This is a genomic window from Pseudomonas donghuensis, from assembly GCF_000696345.2.
GTDB classification, from domain to species: Bacteria; Pseudomonadota; Gammaproteobacteria; order Pseudomonadales; family Pseudomonadaceae; genus Aquipseudomonas; species Aquipseudomonas donghuensis.
Map to the genome: position 1 here is coordinate 1,479,350 of NZ_CP071706.1, position 20,074 is coordinate 1,499,423.

The following is a 20,074-nucleotide window of genomic DNA, read 5'->3' on the forward strand; positions in this document are numbered from 1 at the left end:
ATGAGCATGTCGTTCAGCGACATGCTCTGGTGGCTCACGGATTAAGCCTGTGGCGTGGCTATAGGGGGAATCAGATGACGAGCAATTCGGCATTGAAACTGGAACTCGGTGCCGCCGTCGCATTTACGGTAGGTATTGCGTTCAAGTCGATCGAAGACCGTATCAAGGAAAATACCAACGTTCTGGAGAGCAATTACGCTGAAGTCTTCAGCTTGCGCAACGGCGCAACGCCTGCACCGCAAGGCAGCCTGGACTGGCTGGGCGAGTTGCGCCCTTACCTGCAGGCAACGCTCAACCTGCTTGAGCGGCAGGTCGTTGCGCTGGGCAGGTTTCGTCAGCAGCAGATCGTGGTGGCTGTGGGCAAGGCCGGGCCGCCGGCAACGGATACAGCACCCAAACGGGACAACCTGAAGGTCATTGAGGACATTCCGCTCGTTGGCGAGGTATTGAAACGTTCGCGGGTGTTGCTGCTACCCACCCAGATCAGCGCTGAGTATCAGAAGATCACCCGCGATCTTGCCATTAGCGCAGGGGTGGCCGATGGTGCGGAACCTTCGGCGCAAGAGCAGGCAATCATCGCCAAGGTGACGACGATCACCGACGCAACAGGGATGGAGCGTAATCAGGCAGCTGAGCTGATCAAGCAGTTGTTCGACACGGGGATGGGCTTGAATAAAGCCCTTGCTTACGCCCCCGTGGCGGCCAGATTCGCGGTTGGCCAGGATGTGTCAGCCAAGGAGGCGGCACGCCTGGTCGGCGAGGTTCAGAAAAAACCTCAGGTGAGCGGGCCGGATGAGCTGGAGAAAGCGCTGGAGCACATAGTGTTTCAGCGCAAGGGAACGGGCGAAGGCGCTGCCGACAGTCTGTCCGCAGCGCAGAACCAAACGTTGGACAAGGCACTAGGCAGTACCGAAGCCTCGGGTGCCAAGGGCGTGCTCGACAGGGATTTGCTTGCACGCCGTGGAACTTCTGATCAGCGTTTGAGCGAAGCGTCCAACGCGGTCGATGAGGCGCTACGCAGCTTGGGTGATTCCCTGCGGCCGTTGGCGGATGGCTTGGCCTTGGGCGTGGCTGCCAAGGCCAAAGAATTCACGGCCGCTCCGGATGCGCTCAAGTGGTTGGTAGCGGGTGCCACGGTGCTCGGTACGACCTTGCTGGCACTCAAAGGTGGTGAAGCTGCCAAGGGCCTTTTGAACAGGCTCAAACGCAAGCCGACGCCGGAGGGGGCTGCGGGCGGTCCAGGGCAGGGCACTGACCTGTCGAACGTAAATGTGCTCAATAACCCGCTCAATGTGTTTGTCGTCAATGCCAGTGACATTGGCTGCTGCGTGAGGACGCCGGGTCAGCGCCGCAAGCCGACCCGCAACGGGCGAAAGGCGCCGCAAGGCCGGACGTCGCAACGCAGGGCTCCGCAACGCCAGCCTCGCGCATCGACTCGGCGGGCTCCGACGCGCCCGGCGCCTGCGCCACGTCCGTCCACACCGCCGCCAGCGCCTCCCGCCAGCCCGGTGGGTGCTGCCGGCAAGATTGGTGCGGCGATCAAGGGCGTTCGTGGCCCGGCCTTGCTCACGGCGGGTATCAATACTGTCGCAACGTTCATGACTGCCGACACCCCGGAAGAAAAAGCCGAGGGTTACGGTGCGGCTGCTGGCGGTCTGGTGGGGTCGGTCATTGGTGGCGTGGTGGGCTCGTTCGTCCCGGTAATCGGAACATCCATTGGCGCCATGCTCGGTGGGATGGCGGGTGATGCAATCGGTGGCTGGCTGGGCAAGCGCATGGTGTCTTGCGCTGAGGGAGAAAAGCCTGCCGACACCCAGGCGCAACCCACTAGACCGGTGGCTGCACAACCGGGTGAGGTGGCGCGTTCACTGGTGAGTGCAACGCCTGCAAACGACACCCTGCCAGCGCCGATAAAGCCGGTGGGCGAAGGGCTTGGCCAGCCGCAATCGGTTACCCAGCAATTCACCTTTACCCCCAGCATGCCAATCACGGTCCAGGGCAGCGTCACCGACCCGATGCTGCTCGCCCAGAACCTGCAGGCCATGGTCCGCCGTGAATTCGAGGAACTGATGCGCATGGCGAACTCTCGGCAGTTGTCCGACGTTCCCCATGTTTACGTTTAAGGAGAGTCCATGACCTACATGCAGCAGCTACAGTCGGCGCTGCGCTTCGTGGTGGCGGCAGGGCAGGCGGGGCGGCGTAGCGCCGATGACATGCTGGCACCGATGAACGGCGCTGTCAGCGACATCAGCGGCGCTGTTGCCGAGCTTGAGGCCATCCCTTTTGTCGGGCCGGTTATCGGGGCAAAGCTGCAACGTACGATGCGCGCCATCCATAGCGCACAAGCGGCCGTCAACCGCGTCTCGGCCAAATACGATCAGGGATTGGCAGTAGTGGTGCAGGTTCAGGAGCGGGTTCAGGCATTCGGCGAGCAGGCGGCCAAGGCAGCAGCGACGATCAACCGAATTGCCGGCAAGATCAGCCCATCGCTGGGCAATATTCTACCCACCGGCAGTTTCGCCCCTACCGTCACCCCAGCCGCGGAGGCGGTCAAACCTTTCCCGCACCTGTTGATCCTGCAACCGCTGGATGGTGAGTCGCCGGGTTACTACTTCAACCTCGACACGGCAGCCTTCGAAGAATTGCGGCGCCAGACCAGCTTTCGCTGGGTCGGCCAGGAGCGTCTCACGCGCAGTGCCGCCCAGCAGGCGGTGAGCCTGGGCGAGGAAAAAATCAATATTCGGGGCGTGATATTTCCCACCTTCAAGGGCGGCCTGGGTCAGTTACAGACGTTGCGCAGCATCGGACGGTTGTTGCGCCCCTTAAGTCTGATCACCGGTTACGGCGAGGTCCTGGGTAACTGGTGCCTGCTCAGCATCGATGAAGATCAGAGCAACCTGTTGGCGGGGGGCATCCCCAGAAAGCAGGGCTTTACATTGGAGTTTGTGAGCTATGGCGACGACCTGCAGAACCTCTGAAGGAGACGTGCTCGATACCCTTTGCCAACACTACTACGGGCATCTCAATGGCAGCGTCGAGGCGGTGCTCAATGCCAATCAGGGGCTGGCCGGCGAACCCCAGCCTTTTCGCGCCGGGGTGCTGGTTCAATTGCCAGACCTGATCGCCGCTACCGATGTCACGGTACAGCTATGGGACTGACACCCCGGCCTGCCGTGCAACCAGCAGCCCCCGCCCCGTGCGGGGGCTGCTTTTCTGGAGCATGAGCCATGCAACCTGTTTTTCGTGTTGTCGCCGATGGCAACGACATTACCACCGTGATCAATGATCGCTTGTTGCTACTGCGCACCTCGGACAAGCCTGGCATGGAGTCGGATGATTTCGAGCTGCGTATCGATGATCGCGACGGTGCGGTGACCTTGCCCGCGCGTGGCGCGCTGATCGAGATTCACCTGGGGTACGCCAGCCAGACGTTGACCCGTCTGGGGTGCTACACCGTGGATGAAGTCGAGTTGACCGGGCCGCCCGACAGCGTGGTCATTCGTGGCAAGGCCAGCGATATGCGCGGTACCGGCAAGACCACGCGCAGCGGCAGCTGGGAGAACATCCCGTTGCAGCAGATCGTGCGTGATATCGCCGCGCGTAACGGCTGGCAACCGGCGTGTCCGGTGTTGACCAGGGTGTTGCGGGTCGATCAGTTCAACGAATCGGACTTCAACTTCATCACGCGTTTGGCCAAACAGTACGACTGCACGGCCAAGGTCGGCGACGGCATCCTGCTGGTGCTACCGCGTCAGGGTGGTAAGAGCGCTAGTGGCAAGGCGCTTGGCGTTGTCGGCGTGCGTCGGGCGGATGTCACGCGTTGGCAGTTTCGCCTGGCCGACAAGGGGACCTACAAGGCGGTCCAGACTCGTCATCAGGACAAGCGTAGTGGCCAGCTCATGGTGGTCGACCTGGCGAGCGCCGAGACACCGCAGGGGCTGGCGCCGGTTCACACCGATCGCCACCTTTACCCCGACAAGGCCTGCGCCGAGCAGGTGGCCAAAGCCAAGCTGGCGGCGCTCAACCGCAGTACCGCCAGTGTCCGACTGGATATGCCCGGGCGTACAGATCTGTTCACCGAACGGAGCGTGGAGTTGAAGGGCTTCAAGATCGGGCTCGATGGTGAGTACCTGGTGGAGTCGGTGGAGCAAGTGTTCACGGCGTCCGGCTGGACGACCACGGTCGAATGCAATGGTGGCAAGCAGGGCAAGGCTCGGGCCAAGGGCGCCAGGCCGCGCAAAGGCGGTGTCTCTCGTTGAATGGATTAAGCAATACGTATGAGGTATCAATGGCGCTAACTGAAAAAACGCTGCAGTTGATGTTCCCCAACGCCCGCCAGCAAGCGGGCGTTTTTGTTTCTGCGTTAAATGCCGCCATGGCCCGTTGGGAAATCGATACCCCGCGGCGTCAAGCGGCCTTCCTCGCCCAGGTCGGCCATGAGTCCGGCCAGTTACGCTACGTCAAGGAGCTGGGCAATGACCGCTACCTGGCGCGCTACGACACTGGCACCCTGGCCCTGCGCCTGGGCAATACCGCCGAGGCGGATGGCGACGGTCAACTGTACTGCGGCCGGGGCCTGATCCAGGTCACCGGGCGCAACAACTACCGGGCCTGCAGCATGGCCCTGTTTGGCGACGAGCGCTTGCTCAAGCAGCCGCAATTGCTGGAGCAACCGCAATGGGCAGCCGAGTCTGCTGCCTGGTTCTGGCACTCGCGCGGCCTCAATCAACTGGCTGACCGCAGCGAGTTCAACCGCATCACCCGGCATATCAACGGCGGGCTCAATGGCCTGGAGGATCGCCTGAAACTCTGGGCGAGGGCCCGTGAGGTGCTGTGTTGAGCCGCTTGCAGTCGGGGGCATGCCTGCTGCTGACGCTGCTGGCCTGTGCGCTGACCTGGCAGGTCCAGGGCTGGCGCATGGGCCGGCAAATGGCGGAGCAAGCCGAACAGCATGGTCGGGAGTGGCAAGCCCAGGCCGAGTCCGCTGCCGCGCAACTGGTCGCCGAACGCCTGCAACGCCAGGGGCTGGCGCAACGGCTGGAGCTCAGTGAGCAACAACATTATCAGGAGCTACTCGATGGCCAACAGACTCAGGCACGCCTGCGTGATCGCCTGGCTACTGCTGACTTGCGGCTGTCGGTCCTGGTCGAGCGCGACGCCGCCGGTTGCGCCGGCGTGCCTGCCGCCGCCGGCACCGGCAGCCTGGATCATGACCCCGTACGCGCCCGACTTGACCCGGCGCATGCTCGACGAATTGTCGCCATCACCGACGACGGTGACCGCGGACTGATCGCCTTGCGCGCTTGCCAGGCCTATGTGCGGGCGCTGGCGCAATGAGGCTGTGTAGCTGATCGCGGCTGGTGTAGGGTAGGCGGCAGACTTTCAAGGAGCCTGCCATGGACCCGATCACTGCGCTTTCCGCCCGCCTGGGGGAACATTTGCGCCGCTTCAATGCCCAAGTGAGCACTGCCGAATCCTGCACCGGGGGCGGCATCGCCGAGGCCATCACCCGCACTTCGGGCAGTTCGGCGTGGTTCGAAGCCGGTTACGTGACCTACTCCAACAGCCAGAAGACTCGCCAACTGGCGGTGCCCGAGGCGTTGTTCGGCCAGGTCGGGGCGGTCAGCCAGGAAGTGGTCGAGGCCATGGTCCGCGGCGCCCAAGCGGCCAGCGGCGCGCGCTTTGCCGTGGCGGTCAGCGGCGTGGCCGGGCCCGATGGCGGCTCGCCGGCAAAACCGGTGGGTACCGTATGGCTGGCCTGGGCCGACGGCAGCCATGTCAGCAGCGAGCGCCGGCACTTCGACGGCGACCGTGATGCGGTACGCCGACAAACGGTAATCGCCGCGCTAGAGGGCTTGTTACAGCTTGGTGCAGAGTAAATGCACATCGGGGGTAGGCGGGAAGAAAACCCTGTGGAATAATACTGGCTACTTATACAGGTGTTCTGGCCGTCAGGCCCTATCGATTACGTGAGGACTTCAATGGACGACAACAAGAAGCGCGCCTTGGCTGCGGCCCTGGGGCAAATCGAGCGTCAATTCGGTAAAGGCGCGGTCATGCGCATGGGCGACCACGAGCGCCAGGCGATTCCGGCCATTTCCACCGGCTCCCTGGGCCTGGACATTGCCCTGGGCATTGGCGGTCTGCCTAAAGGCCGTATCGTCGAAATCTACGGCCCTGAGTCGTCCGGTAAAACCACCCTGACCCTGTCGGTGATCGCCCAGGCGCAGAAGATGGGCGCTACCTGTGCCTTCGTTGACGCCGAGCACGCCCTGGACCCGGAATACGCCGGCAAGCTGGGCGTCAACGTCGACGACCTGCTGGTCTCGCAGCCGGATACCGGCGAACAGGCTCTGGAAATCACCGACATGCTGGTGCGTTCCAACGCCGTTGACGTGATCATCGTCGACTCCGTGGCGGCCCTGGTACCCAAGGCCGAAATCGAAGGCGAAATGGGCGACATGCACGTGGGCCTGCAGGCGCGTCTGATGTCCCAGGCGCTGCGTAAAATCACTGGTAACATCAAGAACGCCAACTGCCTGGTAATCTTCATCAACCAGATCCGCATGAAGATCGGCGTGATGTTCGGCAGCCCGGAAACCACCACCGGTGGTAACGCGCTGAAGTTCTATGCTTCGGTCCGTCTCGACATCCGCCGTACCGGCGCGGTGAAGGAAGGCGACGAAGTGGTCGGCAGCGAAACCCGGGTCAAGATCGTCAAGAACAAGGTTGCGCCACCATTCCGTCAGGCTGAATTCCAGATCCTTTACGGCAAGGGCATCTACCTCAACGGCGAGATCATCGACCTCGGCGTGCTGCACGGCTTCCTGGAAAAATCCGGTGCCTGGTACAGCTACCAGGGCAGCAAGATCGGTCAGGGCAAGGCCAACTCGGCCAAGTTCCTCCAGGAGAACCCGGAGATCGCTGCCACCCTTGAGAAGCAGATCCGCGACAAGCTGCTCAACGCCGGTGCTGTCGAAGCCGCCGGTAAAGCGGCAGTAGCCGAGGCTGAGCCGGAAGACCTGGCTGACGCTAACGCTGATTATTGATCGCACCCATGTCCGCCGTACTCGATACTCCCGTCGCCGTAAGGCGGACAGCCATGGACCTGCTCGCACGTCGCGAGCACGGTCGAGTCGAGCTGACGCGCAAGTTGCGTCAGCGCGGTGCTCCCCCCGAACTGATTGACCAGGAGCTCGACCGTCTGACGGAAGAGGGCCTGCTCAGCGAAGCCCGTTATCTGGAAAGCTTCATCAGCTACCGTTCACGTTCGGGCTATGGTCCGGCGCGTATTCGTGAAGAGCTGGGCCAGCGCGGGCTGCACCGTGGCGATATCGATCAGGCCCTGCGTGAATGTGGTGTGGACTGGTCGGCGCGGTTGCTGGACGTCTGGCAACGCAAGTTCGCTGGCCAGTTGCCGACCGATCCGCGCAGCCGCGCACAGCAAACCCGTTTTCTGGTTTACCGTGGTTTTTCCATGGAAGCTGTCGGCCGCTTGTTAAGCGGCCGAGGGCTGGATGACTGACCCTAGGTAACTTTCAGCGCTTCACGTGCGCGCTGGGTGGTGTGCATGGGTTCAGGCTTGGCCCAGTTTTCCGACAGGTTGATGTAATCCACCAATTCACGCAGGCGGCCCTGGTCGCGACCGTTGAAGGCAAACGCCAGACGCGTCAGGTGGCTGAAGCGCGCTTCGTCATGGTGTTCGCCGCCATAAGCGTGCTGATGGAAGTGGCCACTCAGGCGCAAGTCCGCAAAACCTTCCTGCAAATCAAACAGCGCTGCTTCGCTGAGCGGATGCTGCATGCGGATCACGAACTGGTTCTTCAGCCAACGGCTGGAGTGATAGTTGCTGTAGAACTGGTTGATTTCCTCCACGGCCTCGTCGGCGCTGTACACCAGGCGTAGCAGCTTCATATCACTGGGCAGGATGTAGCGATTCTCTTCCAACTGGCGGGTGATGAAATTCAAGGCATCCTGCCAGAAGGTGCCGCCTGGTGAGTCCAGCAGCACCACTGGCACCAGCGGACTTTTGCCGGTCTGGATCAGGGTGAGTACTTCCAGCGCTTCATCCAGCGTGCCGAACCCACCCGGGCACAGCACCAGGGCATCGGCTTCCTTGACGAAGAACAGCTTGCGAATGAAGAAAAAGTGGAACGGCAGCAACTTGTCGGTGCCATCCACGGTGGGATTGGCATGTTGCTCGAACGGCAGGGTGATATTGAAGCCCAGGCTGTGCTCCACGCCTGCGCCTTCATGGGCGGCGGCCATGATGCCGCCACCGGCGCCGGTGATAACCATCAGGTCGGAGCGCGCCAGGGTTGCGCCCAGTTCGCGGGCCAGGGCATACATCGGGTGTTCGATTGGGGTGCGGGCCGAGCCAAACACCGTGACCTTGCGTCGACCCTTGTACTGTTCCAGGGTGCGAAAGGCGTGATCAAGCTCGCGCAGGGCCTGCAGGGTAATCTTGGCGTTCCAGCGGTTGCGGTCGTCGTGGGCCATGCGCAGGACCGTCAGCATCATATCGCGGTACAGCGGCAGGTTAGGGCTGTTGGGCGCAACCAGGTCCAGTTGTTCTTCAATCTTGCTCAGGTCGATTCCGTTGTCCTTGAAGTGGTTCGAAAGCAGTTCGTTCGGTTGGTAAGGCATTCAAGCGTCTCCTTCTGCAGCAAAACCTCTGACCGGGCTTCAATGGGCTGCCCGGCCGCGACACTGCATGTGTCGCTGGCTGCCGTGGCTCGAGTGTGACCCCCGAGCAGTGCAGTAGACCTGCAAGGTCTCAGTGCAGTGGTAATGGGTCCATACAACTTATTGTTCTTCATGTGCGCAAAGCGTCGCTGGGCAACCCCCTTTGCTTGCCCGAAAAATGAAGGGTGGTTGCTATCAATCTAGACCCTGGCACGCGTTTATGCCGAATGATACGAGCGAGACACGCCGTCAGGCCGCGCTTAAGCACAGACCGCTCGTCAGCTGGGATCCAATCATTGCGCGAGGGTGGTTAACTGAAGTTCAGAGCGACAGTCGCGGTGCAGGGAGGCTGCAATATGCAACGGCTTGATCTAGAGCTCGACGAGCAGCTATACCAGTTGCTGGAGCGTGCAGCCCAGGCCAATAACCTGAGCCTTGAACAGGAGTGCCTGCGGCGGTTGGGGGGAGGGGAGCGGCACTCGCGGTACATCCAGGCCCTGGTGGCCGAACTGCGCGCCGATGAAAAACAACGGCGCGACAGGGAGCGGGTTGCCTAAGGCGGTTACTTCTTGACGGTCAGGCCACAACTGGCGGCATTGAACGCTTGTTCACCCACCATGCGGTTGCTCTTGTACTCGGTGAAGCGATAGGTCAACACCGCGCCTTTGGCCAGCAACTGGCGAAAACCGCTGTTCTTGCACACGCTGGCGCCTAACTGGTCGCGAACCTTGTCCGGGTTGGCCTGCATTTGCTGGGCGTGGCTGGCGCGTACGCTGAGGTGGTTGATCAGTTGTTTGCCTTCAACGGTGTAGCCTTGGTCGAGGATGTCTTCGTTGATCGCCCGCGGCGTGCCCACGCTGCTCTGCGTGGCAACTTTTTGCAGCATCTGGCTCAGCTCGTATTCCTGCTTGGACGCGGCATTGGCCGCCAGGGGCAGGGCGAGCAACAGGCTCAGGGACGGGACGATGAAACGCAGCATGTATCTCTCCTGGTTCGGTAACTGGCAATTGGACCAACAACGGCGCACGGTGTTCCGTCACGGCGCAACGGCAATGCCAGCGGGTAGCGACAGGTTGAAGATTATAGGGAGTCGCCGCTATAGCTGCACGGCAATTCCCCTCAACCCGTAAGCAGGCTCTGATAAACTGCGTGGGTTTCCCGTCTTGCCGAGTCCGTGCAGTGCCATCCCTTTCTTGCTTACGTTGCGCCCAGTCATGAGCCATGCCGTATCGCGCCTGCGCGCCGAACGCTTGGCACGCAGTGTCAAACCCTTCGTTGCCCGCGGTTCTCGGGCGCCACGCTGCCCGCAGTGCCGGGTCATTTTCAGCTATTGCCTGTGCGCCTGGCGCCCGCAAGTACCGGCCGACTCGGGCATTTGCCTGTTGATGCATGACACCGAGCCACTCAAGCCGACCAATACCGGTTGGCTGATCGCCGACCTGATTGCCGACACCTCGGCATTCGGCTGGCAGCGAACGGCCGTCGACGAGTCACTGCTGGCCTTGCTCGATCAGCCGTACTGGCAGCCTTACATCGTCTTCCCCGGCGAGTTCGTCGAGCCTGGGCGGGTGGTCAACGAGGTGGTACGTACGCCGGGCAAGCGTCCGCTGTTCATTCTGCTGGATGCCACCTGGACCGAAGCACGCAAGATGTTTCGCAAGAGCCCGTACCTCAACCGCTTCCCGGTGCTGAGCCTGCAACCTGAGCAGATATCGCGCTATCGCCTGCGCCGCTCCAAGCGTGACGATCACTTCTGCACCGCCGAAGTGGCGGCCATGTGCCTGGAACTGGCTGGCGATCAGCGCGCAGCGCAAGCGCTGGACGCCTACCTGGATGTGTTTACCACCCATTACCTGAGTGCCAAGCATCAATTGCCGCTGGATGAGCAGGATACCGTGCACCAGCGTTTGCATACCTTCCTATAGTACAAGGGGCAGGCGCGGGACTTTGTTGCATAATGGGCAGATTGGTGGCCAGGGTCGGCGAGCGCGGCGGGTATTGAACTTGACCACCCGGTCCGGGCTCGGCATCCTTGGCGCCGATTCGGGCACGACGAAGGCTTGAAACGCTGTTTTTCCTGGCCTCGATGTGCCTGTTGGGCATACGGCGTCGCCGTAGCCCCGAGTTGCCCGCCAGGCGCCTATTCTTCCTTCCTGCGCCTGCACAGAACAGGATCATTAGATCGATGGCCACATACGAAATCCTGATTGCCGATGACCACCCGCTGTTTCGCAGCGCGCTGCGCCAGGCCGTTACCCTGGGCCTGGGCCCGGATGTACGTCTGGTTGAAGTGGCAAGCATCGCCGAACTGGAAACCCGCCTGACTGAAAAGGCCGACTGGGACCTGGTGCTGCTGGATCTGAACATGCCTGGAGCCTACGGGTTCTCCGGACTGGTCCTGCTGCGCGGTCAGTATCCGCAGATTCCGGTGGTGATGGTTTCGGCTCAGGAAGAAGCCGCGGTCGTGGTGAAGTCCCGTGAATTCGGCGCCAGTGGCTTCATTCCCAAGTCCAGCCCCCTGGAAGTGATTCAGGACGCAGTGCAGAAGGTCCTCGACGGTGAAGTCTGGTGGCCGCCGCAGGCTTTCGAGAAAGTCGATGTGTCTGCTGAGGCCAAGGCCGCCAGTGAAGGCCTTGCGAGCCTGACGCCGCAACAGTTCCGGGTGCTGACCATGGTCTGTGATGGTTTGTTGAACAAGCAGATTGCCTACGAGCTGAGCGTCTCGGAAGCCACCATCAAGGCCCACGTCACGGCGATCTTCCGTAAGCTCGGCGTACGTACCCGGACCCAGGCCGCCTTGCTGCTGCAACAACTGGAATCGGTTTCAGCCGGTTAAGGCCTTTGGCCTTCACGCTTTTTTAACCCCGCCTACACTAGGCTGCAGCGTTTTCAGTGGATGAAGTGACCTTCTATGTCGTCGCCTTTCAAGGGCCAGACCGGCCTTAAACGTATTTTCAATGCCGCCGGCTATTCGTTCGATGGCCTGCGCGCCGCGTTCACCGGCGAGGCAGCGTTCCGCCAGCTGGTGCTGCTCAACGTCTTGTTGATCCCGATGGCGTTCTGGCTGGATGTCAGCCGCGCCGAGCGGGCGATCCTGATCGCCGTATGCTTGCTGGGGCTGATTGTCGAATTGCTCAATTCAGCGGTAGAGGCAGCGATCGACCGTATTTCCCTCGATCGCCACCCCTTGTCGAAGAACGCCAAGGACATGGGCAGTGCCGCCCAGCTCGTCGCCCTGAGCATGGTCGGCCTGGTCTGGGCGGTGATCCTGCTTTAAGCGATGGTCGGCAGCACGATCTCGTCGCTGCGGCTGACACCGGCAGTAAAGCTTCTGCACAGTTCGAGAAACTCGCGCATGGCGGAGGTCTGGTACTTCTGCTTGTGCCAAATGAAGAAGAACTGTCGGGCCAGGTCCAGTTCCGGGGTTTCCACCGGCACCAGGCTGCCGCGACGAAAGGCATCGCGCAGGGCCAGGCGCGAGATGCAGCCGATGCCCAGGCCCGACTCGACCGCGCGCTTGATCGCCTCGGTGTGCTCCAGTTCCAGGCGAATGTTGAGGTTGGAGCGGTGGTGACGCATGGCCTGGTCAAAGGTCAGGCGGGTGCCCGAGCCCTGTTCACGCAGGATCCAGGCCTCGTGGGTGAGCTCCTCCATGCTCGCCTGGCCGCGTTTGGCCAAGGGGTGCTGAGGCGCGCAGAACACCACCAGCTCATCTTCGACCCAGGGCTGGACCTCCAGGTCGGGGTGGTTGCAGTCGCCTTCGATTAGACCCAGATCAATTTCGTAGTGAGCAACCTGTTGCACGATATGCGCAGTGTTCTGTACATGCAGCTTGACCTGGCTTTCCGGGTGGATCTGCATGAAGCTGCCGATCAACAGGGTGGCCAGGTAATTGCCGATAGTGAGCGTTGCACCCACTGCCAGCGAGCCGAAACCGGACTTGCCATTGAGCAGGTCCTCGATTTCCTTGGCCTGGTCGAGCAGGGCTACCGCTTGGGGCAGCAGTTGATGCCCCAGGGCGTTGAGGCTCAGGCGTTTGCCGGCGCGGTCGAACAGCTGGCAGCTGGACTGGCGCTCAAGTTCAGTGATCGATGTACTGGCGGCCGATTGCGATAACGCCAGTATCCCGGCGGCCCGCGAGACGCTTTGGTACTGGGCCACGGCAACGAACACCTGGAGCTGACGAAGGGTAAATCGCATATCTATATAACCGATAAGACATATCTTGATAATTCATTTAACAGATATTGTCGCTGGCACTAAACTATTGCGCAATCGCGCTCTCGCTTAGCGCCGCGTTTTTCTTCAGGAGCCCGTACATGAGCAACATGAACCACGAACGTGTCCTCAGTGTTCACCACTGGAACGACACCCTGTTCAGCTTCAAGTGCACCCGTGATCCGGGCCTGCGCTTCGAGAACGGTCAGTTCGTGATGATCGGCCTGCAACAGCCAAACGGCCGCCCGCTCATGCGCGCCTACTCGATCGCCAGCCCTAACTGGGAAGAGCATCTGGAGTTCTTCAGCATCAAGGTGCCGGATGGCCCGCTGACCTCCCAGCTGCAGCACCTGAAGGAAGGCGATGAAATCATCATCAGCAAGAAGCCTACCGGCACCCTGGTGCTCGACGACCTGAACCCGGGCAAGCACCTGTACCTGCTGAGCACCGGCACTGGCCTGGCGCCGTTCATGAGCGTCATCCAGGACCCGGAAACCTACGAGCGCTTCGAAAAAGTCATCCTGGTCCACGGCGTGCGCTACGTCAACGAAGTCGCCTACCGCGAATTCATCACCGAGCACCTGCCGCAGAACGAGTTCTTCGGTGAGGCCCTGCGTGACAAGCTGATCTACTACCCGACCGTGACCCGCGAGCCGTTCGAGAACCAGGGCCGTCTGACCGACCTGATGCGCAGCGGCAAGCTGTTCAGCGACATCGGCCTGCCACCGATCAACCCGCAGGACGACCGCGCGATGATCTGCGGTAGCCCGAGCATGCTCGACGAGACCAGCGAAGTGCTCGATAGCTTCGGCCTGAAGATTTCGGCACGTATGCGCGAGCCAGGCGATTACCTGATCGAGCGTGCATTCGTCGAGAAGTAAGCGGCGCTGAAAACAAAAAAGCAGGCTTCGGCCTGCTTTTTTTGTGCCTGAAGTAGCGGGTCTGCATGCCGCGGACTTGTGGGCGCGGGCCTTGCCCCGCAATCCAGGCGATACCTGATGTGCTGGCTGTACTGGCCTCATCGCGGGTCAAGCCCGCTCCCACTGGCTCGCCAGCCAGGCCCAATGAAGCGCAGGACGCTACCTACAGGTCCATCACCACTTCCAGCACCCGGATCTGATCCGGCTGCGGGTAGTGCCAACGCACCTGCACATCCCAGAACTTCACCCCGTACACGCGCTCGGGTGGTGGTACCTGGTAGGCGGGGCGCGGGTCCTGGGCCAGGCACTGCTCAATCAGCTCCACCAGCGGCTCGGCAAGGCGCAAGGCGTGCTCGCGGGCCTGGGGCAGGGCAGCATCACTCCAGTATACCGCTATCGCCTCAGGCGGCGCGTCGGCCATCTGGTTGACTGCCCCGGCCACGGCGTCGGCGTAGGGGACATAGGGCTTGATGTCGAGCACCGGCGTGCCATCGAGCAAGTCGATGCCAGACAGCCAAAGGCGCCCTGCCTCGACTTTCTCCAGCTTTACCACGGACTGGCCTATGCCATTGGGCCTATGCGTCGCACGGGTAGCGAACACGCCCATGGACTTGTTGCCGCCCAGCCGTGGCGGGCGCACCTTCAGCCGTGGCTTGTCTTCCAGGGCCTGGTGGAACAGGAACAGCAGCCAGACATGGCTGACCTGCTCCAGGCCGGCCACCGCCTCGCCGTTGTCGTAGGGTGGCAGCAGCTCCAGCACCCCGCGGGCAGCCGGCGCCAGCTGTGGCTGGCGCGGAATGGCGAATTTTTCCTTGAAGCAGGAGCGGACGTAGCCGATCGGTGCGACGCTGTAGTTCATCGCCGCTTCAGCCACGAACCCGCAGGGTCAAGCCCTTGAGGAAGTTGCGCAGCAGCTGGTCGCCGCAAGGGCGGTAATTGTTGTGCCCGACCTTGCGGAACAGCGCGCTGAGTTCCGGCTTGGACACCGGGAAGTCGGCGGCCTTGAGAATAGCGTGCAGGTCGTCTTCCTTGAGCTCGAAGGCCACGCGCAGCTTCTTCATGACGATGTTGTTGGTCACCGGCAGTTCGATCGGCAGCGGCGGGCGGCAGTCGTCCTTGCCACGCTTGAAAATCACCAGGCCGTCGAGGAAATAGGCGATGACCTCGTCCGGGCAGCGCACGAAACCTTCTTCGTCTTCCTTCTTGAGGTAGGCGGCGATATCGGCAGTGGACACCTCGAAGCCGGTCAGCTTGATGATATCGGTGAGCTTGGCGTCGTTGACGTCCAGCAGGTAGCGCAGGCTGCGCAGTACATCGTTGTGAATCATTGGGACAATCCTGTTCAGGGGCGCCGCCCGGGTGACGGCGCCGTGTTGCTTAGAATCTTTCGCTGGTTGCCAGGTAGCGCCACTGGCCTAGTGGCAGCTTGCTCATGGCGACGCCGCCCAGGCGGATCCGGCGCATGCTCACCGGGGTGACCCCGACGCTGCTGCAGAGCAGGTTGATGAGCCCGGCGGGCGGGTTCTTCAGGACCATGCGCAAGCGCGTTTCGTTCTGCCAACTGGCCTTGATCTTTGGCAGTTCATTGCCCTTCCAGTTGAAGCCACGGTTCAGCCGTTCGAGGCCGTGGGCAATCATCTCGCCGCTGACTTCGACGATGTATTCCTGCTCGAGCTTGGCCAGGTCGGCATTGAGCTTGCGGGTCACGCGCCAGTCCTGGGTGAACACCTGCAGGCCGCTGGCGCCTTCTTGCAATGGCGCGGCGCAGCTCAGGCGGGCGAAGTGGCCCTTGAGCGGGCGACGGCTGTAGCTGTGCTCTTGCGAGAGGGTGTCGGCGCTGATGCTGGCACAGGCGCTGTCGACGTCCAGTTCGGCGGGCTGGTTGAGCAGCAGGGTGACCGGCTCCAGGGCTTCGGCTTTGGCACCCTGGCGCAGTTCGACCTTGTGCTCGGTGACCTTGAACTGCGGCTCGTCGATCACGGTGCCGTTCACCGTGACCCAGCCGCCCTCGATGTACAGCTCGGCCTCCCGCCGGGAGCAACCGACCAGTTCGATGAGGCGTTTGGAAAGGCGAATGGGTTCAGACATGACGACAGCCGTAGGCACAGGGAAAGGTGCCTATTGTAACTGCCCCGGCTGGCTTGGGGCCGGGAACATTCGTCGATCCGACCATTAATCTGCTGTTTCGCGGCATTTCAGAGGAAGATTACACAAGCCTTCAGCCGGAGCGGGCAGACTGCGTACGAATTAGCCTCATATGAAGTAGGGGGTAGGGCTGGCCCATGCCGTCCGTTTCCGAGCGGCCGACCACCTCAAAGCCCTGGTGCAGGTAGAAGCCAAGGGCCTGGGCGTTCTGCTCATTGACGTCCAGTTGCTCGGCGTGCAGCTCGTCAATGGCCACCCGCAGCAGCCGTGAGCCCAGGCCCTGGCCGCGTGCCTCGGGGTCGATGAAGAGCATCTCCACCCGCCCGCAGGCGACCCCGGCAAAGCCGCGGATACGCTGCCTGGCGTCTTTGCAGCAAATCAGCATCACCGCGTCCAGGTACTGGGTCAGCAGCAGCTCGCGCAGCAGGCAGATGTAACTGTCGGGAAGAAAGTCATGGGTGGCACGCACGGAGGCTTCCCACACCCGCGCCAGCTCCGGGTAGTCGCTGAGGCTGGGCGTCTGCACGGTCATCTGCCTGCGCATGGCGGTGCTCTCCTCGGGGCAATTGAGGAAACGATAGTTGCAAAAAAAAGCCCCGCCATTGCTGGCGGGGCTTTTTTACCGGCGCCGAATCAGATCGGTTCGGCCCACATGTCGTACTCGTCGGCGTCGGTTACCCGGCAACGAACCGTGTCGCCCGGCTTGAAGCCGTGGTTGCCGTCGATGAACACGTTGCCGTCGATTTCCGGGGCATCGAAGAAGCTGCGGCCAACCGAGCCTTCTTCTTCGACTTCATCGATCAGCACGTCGATTTCCTTGCCGATGCGCAGTTGCAGGCGTGCGGTGCTGATGGCCTGCTGGTGGGCCATGAAACGGTCCCAGCGCTCCTGCTTGATGTCGTCCGGCACTTCGTCCAGGCCCAGGTCGTTGGCCGGGGCGCCTTCGACCGGCGAATACTGGAAGCAGCCGACGCGGTCGAGCTGGGCTTCGGTCAGCCAGTCGAGCAGGTACTGGAAGTCTTCTTCGGTTTCACCCGGGAAGCCGACGATGAAGGTCGAACGGATCACCAGCTCAGGGCACTGCTCGCGCCAGTTCTTGATGCGCGCCAAGGTACGGTCTTCGAAGGCCGGGCGCTTCATCGACTTGAGCACTTTCGGGCTTGCGTGCTGGAACGGGATATCCAGGTACGGCAGGATCTTGCCGGCTGCCATCAGCGGGATCACGTCATCGACGTTCGGGTACGGGTACACATAGTGCAGGCGCACCCAGGCACCCAGGCTGCTGAGGGCTTCGCACAGCTCGAGCATGCGCGTCTTGACCGGGCGACCGTTCCAGAAGTCGGTCTTGTACTTGACGTCGACGCCGTAGGCGCTGGTGTCCTGGGAGATCACCAGGATCTCCTTGACCCCGGCCTTGACCAGGCGCTCGGCCTCGCTCAGCACTTCACCGACCGGACGGCTGACCAGCTTGCCGCGCATCGACGGGATGATGCAGAAGCTGCAGCTGTGGTTGCAGCCTTCGGAAATCTTCAGGTAGGCATAGTGGCGCGGGGTCAACTTGACGCCCTGAGGCGGTACCAGGTCGATCAGCGGGTTATGGTCCTGGCGCGGCGGCACGACTTCGTGCACGGCATTGACCACCTGCTCGTACTGCTGGGGACCGGTCACCGACAACACGCTCGGGTGCACATCGCGGATGCTGCCTTCCTCGACACCCATGCAGCCGGTGACGATGACCTTGCCGTTTTCCTTGATGGCTTCGCCAATCACTTCCAGGGACTCGGCCTTGGCGCTGTCGATGAAGCCGCAGGTGTTGACCACCACCACGTCGGCGTCCTCGTAGGTGGGCACGACTTCATAACCTTCCATGCGCAGCTGGGTCAGGATGCGCTCGGAATCGACCAGGGCCTTGGGGCAACCCAGGGAAACGAAGCCGACCTTGGGCGTGGTGGGCGTAGGGGTGGTGGACATGACTAACCTCGGTGTTGAAGGGCTTGCGGGGCCGGGCAGGCGGGCAAACCTGATGGGCGCTTTGGGCGCCTCTGATCAAAAAGTGCGCAATTCTAGCGAGCGCAAAGTCACTTGACCAGCAGAAATACGACGAACGCTCAGCTATGCTTCGCGGCAGTGTGCCTGTGTCTGGTGCAAGGGGCCTGGTGGCGGGAGTGATGGATGGTTCAGGCAAGTAGTCAGGCCGATTCCGGGCATTCGGTGGCAAAGCCGTTGAGCCTGCTGGTGGCGGCGGTCGGAGTGGTTTACGGCGATATTGGCACTAGCCCCTTATATACCCTCAAGGAGGTGTTTTCAGGCGGTTATGGCGTACCGGTCAATCATGATGGGGTGCTGGGCATCCTCGGCCTGATTTTCTGGTCGCTGATCTGGGTGGTGACGATCAAGTACGTGGTGTTCATCCTGCGCGCCGACAACCAGGGCGAGGGCGGCATCATGGCTTTGACCGCCTTGGCCCGGCGCGCTTCGACGCCGTACCCGAAGCTCAAGGCGCTGATGGTCGGCTGCGGCCTGATCGGCGCGGCGCTGTTCTACGGCGACAGCATGATCACCCCGGCGATTTCGGTATTGTCGGCGGTAGAGGGCCTGGAGCTGGCCTTCGACGGCATCGACCACTGGGTGATACCGGTGGCGTTGATCGTGCTGGTGGCGCTGTTCCTGATCCAGAAGCATGGCACGGCGCGCATTGGCATCCTCTTTGGTCCGGTGATGGTCACCTGGTTCGTGGTGCTCGGCGCCCTGGGCGTGCATGGCATCGCCCAGAGCCCGGAGGTGCTCAAGGCTTTCAACCCGGTATGGGCGGTGCGCTTCTTTATTGTCCACCCGGGCATGGGCGTGGCGATTCTTGGCGCCGTGGTGCTGGCCCTGACCGGCGCTGAAGCCCTGTATGCCGACATGGGCCACTTTGGCCGCAAACCCATTGCCCGCGCCTGGTTTGCCCTGGTGCTGCCGGCGCTGGTGCTCAACTATTTCGGCCAGGGCGCGCTGTTGCTGCAAAACCCGGAGGCAGCGCGCAACCCATTCTATCTGCTGGCGCCGAACTGGGCGCTGATACCGTTGGTCGGTTTGTCCACCCTGGCCACAGTGATTGCCTCCCAGGCGGTGATTTCCGGGGCCTTCTCCCTGACCCGCCAGGCCATTCAGCTTGGCTATGTGCCGCGCATGCAGATCCAGCACACCTCCAGTGACGAACAGGGGCAGATCTATATAGGTGCGGTGAACTGGTCGCTGATGGTCGGGGTGATTCTGCTGGTGCTGGGCTTCGAGTCTTCCGGGGCGCTGGCCTCGGCCTATGGCGTGGCGGTGACTGGCACCATGTTGATGACCACCCTGCTGGTGTCGACGGTGATGTTGCTGCTGTGGAAATGGCCGCCGCTGCTGGCGGTGCCGATTTTGCTGGGTTTTCTCTTTGTCGATGGCCTGTTCTTTGCCGCCAACGTGCCGAAAATCGTTCAGGGCGGGGCTTTTCCGGTGCTGGCGGGGATTGTCCTGTTTGTCTTGATGACCACCTGGAAGCGCGGCAAGCAGATTCTGGTAGAACGCCTGGACGAGGGCAGCCTGCCGTTGCCGTTGTTTATCAGCAGCATTCGCGTGCAGCCGCCGCATCGGGTCGAAGGCACGGCGGTGTTTCTCACCGCACGTGCGGATGCCGTGCCTCACGCGTTGTTGCATAACATGCTGCACAACCAGGTGCTGCACTCGCAGGTGGTGCTGTTGACCGTGGTCAGCGAGGACACCCCGCGGGTGCCGGCGCAGCAGCGCTTTGAAGTCGAGGCGTATGGCGAGGGTTTCTATCGGGTGCTGTTGCACTTTGGCTTTATGGATGAGCCGGATGTGCCAGCGGCGTTGAAGCTCTGTCATCTGGAAGGGCTGGATTTCAGCCCGATGCGTACCACCTATTTCCTCAGCCGCGAGACGGTGATTGCGTCGCGGCTGGTGGGCATGGCGCGTTGGCGGGGGCTGTTGTTTGCCTTTTTGCTGAAGAATGCCAACGGCAACTTGAGGTTCTTCAATTTGCCGTTGAACCGGGTGATCGAACTGGGGACGCAGGTAGAGATCTAGGGAGCGGCAAGCCTCAAGCGTCAAGCTGCAAGCTA

Annotated in this window: 23 protein-coding genes; 15 read left to right on the top strand and 8 right to left on the bottom strand. The window is 61.9% G+C overall.

Annotated features, from left to right (window positions below):
- The first annotated feature begins 74 nt into the window (after positions 1–74).
- The 9 genes from BV82_RS06740 to recX all read left to right on the top strand — a co-directional run bounded on the left by BV82_RS06740 (position 75) and on the right by recX (position 7,525).
- Positions 75–2,123 carry a phage tail tape measure protein gene (locus BV82_RS06740; RefSeq protein WP_036994093.1) on the top strand — a complete coding sequence of 683 codons (2,049 nt, stop codon included), beginning with the start codon at positions 75–77 and terminating at the stop codon, positions 2,121–2,123.
- A 9-nt stretch (positions 2,124–2,132) separates the two neighbouring features.
- Positions 2,133–2,978 (top strand): phage tail protein, encoded by an 846-nt coding sequence (locus tag BV82_RS06745; RefSeq protein ID WP_036994095.1) that lies wholly within the window; start codon positions 2,133–2,135, stop codon positions 2,976–2,978.
- Positions 2,953–3,159, top strand: coding sequence for a tail protein X (locus tag BV82_RS06750; RefSeq protein WP_026001407.1), 207 nt, complete (start codon positions 2,953–2,955; stop codon positions 3,157–3,159). Before BV82_RS06745 ends, BV82_RS06750 begins: the two co-directional genes overlap by 26 nt.
- 68 nt (positions 3,160–3,227) lie before the next feature.
- Entirely contained in the window at positions 3,228–4,259 is a 1,032-nt protein-coding gene (locus BV82_RS06755; RefSeq protein ID WP_036994097.1) for a phage late control D family protein, read from the top strand.
- 29 nt (positions 4,260–4,288) lie between these two features.
- Positions 4,289–4,840, top strand: coding sequence for a glycoside hydrolase family 19 protein (locus BV82_RS06760; protein WP_036994099.1), 552 nt, complete (start codon positions 4,289–4,291; stop codon positions 4,838–4,840).
- Positions 4,837–5,337 carry a lysis system spanin subunit gene (locus BV82_RS06765; RefSeq protein ID WP_036994100.1) on the top strand — a complete coding sequence of 167 codons (501 nt, stop codon included), beginning with the start codon at positions 4,837–4,839 and terminating at the stop codon, positions 5,335–5,337. Before BV82_RS06760 ends, BV82_RS06765 begins: the two co-directional genes overlap by 4 nt.
- Before the next feature lie 59 nt (positions 5,338–5,396).
- Complete coding sequence (locus BV82_RS06770) at positions 5,397–5,879, top strand: CinA family protein (RefSeq protein ID WP_010224772.1); 483 nt, start codon at positions 5,397–5,399, stop codon at positions 5,877–5,879.
- Positions 5,880–5,981: 102 nt separating this feature from the next.
- Positions 5,982–7,049: a recombinase RecA gene (recA, locus tag BV82_RS06775; protein ID WP_010224770.1), complete on the top strand. Its 1,068-nt coding sequence runs from the start codon at positions 5,982–5,984 to the stop codon at positions 7,047–7,049.
- An 8-nt stretch (positions 7,050–7,057) separates the two neighbouring features.
- Entirely contained in the window at positions 7,058–7,525 is a 468-nt protein-coding gene (gene recX / locus BV82_RS06780) for a recombination regulator RecX (RefSeq protein ID WP_010224769.1), read from the top strand.
- A gap of 2 nt (positions 7,526–7,527) precedes the next feature.
- Here recX and BV82_RS06785 read toward each other — a convergent pair whose 3' ends face one another.
- A complete protein-coding gene (locus tag BV82_RS06785) occupies positions 7,528–8,646 on the bottom strand; it encodes an LOG family protein (protein WP_036994103.1) in 1,119 nt (372 codons plus the stop codon).
- Between the two features lie 395 nt (positions 8,647–9,041).
- On the opposite strand from BV82_RS06785, the gene BV82_RS06790 reads away from it, so the two are divergent.
- Positions 9,042–9,242, top strand: coding sequence for a hypothetical protein (locus tag BV82_RS06790; protein ID WP_010224767.1), 201 nt, complete (start codon positions 9,042–9,044; stop codon positions 9,240–9,242).
- Between the two features lie 5 nt (positions 9,243–9,247).
- Here the strand turns inward: BV82_RS06790 and BV82_RS06795 are convergent, their stop codons facing one another.
- On the bottom strand, positions 9,248–9,664 hold the full coding sequence (locus tag BV82_RS06795) for a quorum-sensing-regulated virulence factor family protein (protein ID WP_010224766.1): 417 nt from the start codon (positions 9,662–9,664) through the stop codon (positions 9,248–9,250).
- Positions 9,665–9,899: 235 nt separating this feature from the next.
- On the opposite strand from BV82_RS06795, the gene BV82_RS06800 reads away from it, so the two are divergent.
- From BV82_RS06800 to BV82_RS06810, 3 genes are all read left to right on the top strand, one after another.
- Positions 9,900–10,610, top strand: coding sequence for a tRNA-uridine aminocarboxypropyltransferase (locus BV82_RS06800; protein WP_010224765.1), 711 nt, complete (start codon positions 9,900–9,902; stop codon positions 10,608–10,610).
- A 260-nt stretch (positions 10,611–10,870) separates the two neighbouring features.
- On the top strand, positions 10,871–11,521 hold the full coding sequence (gene erdR, locus BV82_RS06805) for a response regulator transcription factor ErdR (protein ID WP_036994104.1): 651 nt from the start codon (positions 10,871–10,873) through the stop codon (positions 11,519–11,521).
- A 75-nt stretch (positions 11,522–11,596) separates the two neighbouring features.
- Positions 11,597–11,962 (top strand): diacylglycerol kinase, encoded by a 366-nt coding sequence (locus tag BV82_RS06810; RefSeq protein ID WP_010224763.1) that lies wholly within the window; start codon positions 11,597–11,599, stop codon positions 11,960–11,962.
- On the opposite strand, the gene BV82_RS06815 is transcribed toward BV82_RS06810, so the two are convergent.
- The gene (locus BV82_RS06815; protein ID WP_010224761.1) at positions 11,959–12,885 is read right to left on the bottom strand and encodes a LysR family transcriptional regulator; all 927 of its coding nucleotides are present in this window, start codon (positions 12,883–12,885) and stop codon (positions 11,959–11,961) included. The two genes, BV82_RS06810 and BV82_RS06815, sit on opposite strands and share 4 nt — an antisense overlap.
- A gap of 119 nt (positions 12,886–13,004) precedes the next feature.
- Here BV82_RS06815 and fpr point away from each other — a divergent pair, with 119 nt between their 5' ends.
- Entirely contained in the window at positions 13,005–13,784 is a 780-nt protein-coding gene (fpr, locus tag BV82_RS06820; protein WP_003222277.1) for a ferredoxin-NADP reductase, read from the top strand.
- Between the two features lie 202 nt (positions 13,785–13,986).
- On the opposite strand, the gene tsaA is transcribed toward fpr, so the two are convergent.
- The 5 genes from tsaA to rimO form a co-directional block, all read right to left on the bottom strand.
- On the bottom strand, positions 13,987–14,682 hold the full coding sequence (gene tsaA, locus BV82_RS06825; protein WP_036994112.1) for a tRNA (N6-threonylcarbamoyladenosine(37)-N6)-methyltransferase TrmO: 696 nt from the start codon (positions 14,680–14,682) through the stop codon (positions 13,987–13,989).
- Between the two features lie 7 nt (positions 14,683–14,689).
- Complete coding sequence (locus BV82_RS06830; RefSeq protein ID WP_036994115.1) at positions 14,690–15,151, bottom strand: YehS family protein; 462 nt, start codon at positions 15,149–15,151, stop codon at positions 14,690–14,692.
- Positions 15,152–15,200: 49 nt separating this feature from the next.
- Complete coding sequence (locus tag BV82_RS06835; RefSeq protein WP_010224753.1) at positions 15,201–15,911, bottom strand: rRNA pseudouridine synthase; 711 nt, start codon at positions 15,909–15,911, stop codon at positions 15,201–15,203.
- Positions 15,912–16,041: 130 nt separating this feature from the next.
- Positions 16,042–16,512 carry a GNAT family N-acetyltransferase gene (locus BV82_RS06840; RefSeq protein WP_036994119.1) on the bottom strand — a complete coding sequence of 157 codons (471 nt, stop codon included), beginning with the start codon at positions 16,510–16,512 and terminating at the stop codon, positions 16,042–16,044.
- An 89-nt stretch (positions 16,513–16,601) separates the two neighbouring features.
- Positions 16,602–17,939, bottom strand: coding sequence for a 30S ribosomal protein S12 methylthiotransferase RimO (gene rimO, locus BV82_RS06845; RefSeq protein ID WP_010224750.1), 1,338 nt, complete (start codon positions 17,937–17,939; stop codon positions 16,602–16,604).
- A 201-nt stretch (positions 17,940–18,140) separates the two neighbouring features.
- Here rimO and BV82_RS06850 point away from each other — a divergent pair, with 201 nt between their 5' ends.
- Positions 18,141–20,039, top strand: coding sequence for a potassium transporter Kup (locus BV82_RS06850; RefSeq protein WP_010224748.1), 1,899 nt, complete (start codon positions 18,141–18,143; stop codon positions 20,037–20,039).
- Positions 20,040–20,074: the final 35 nt, after the last annotated feature.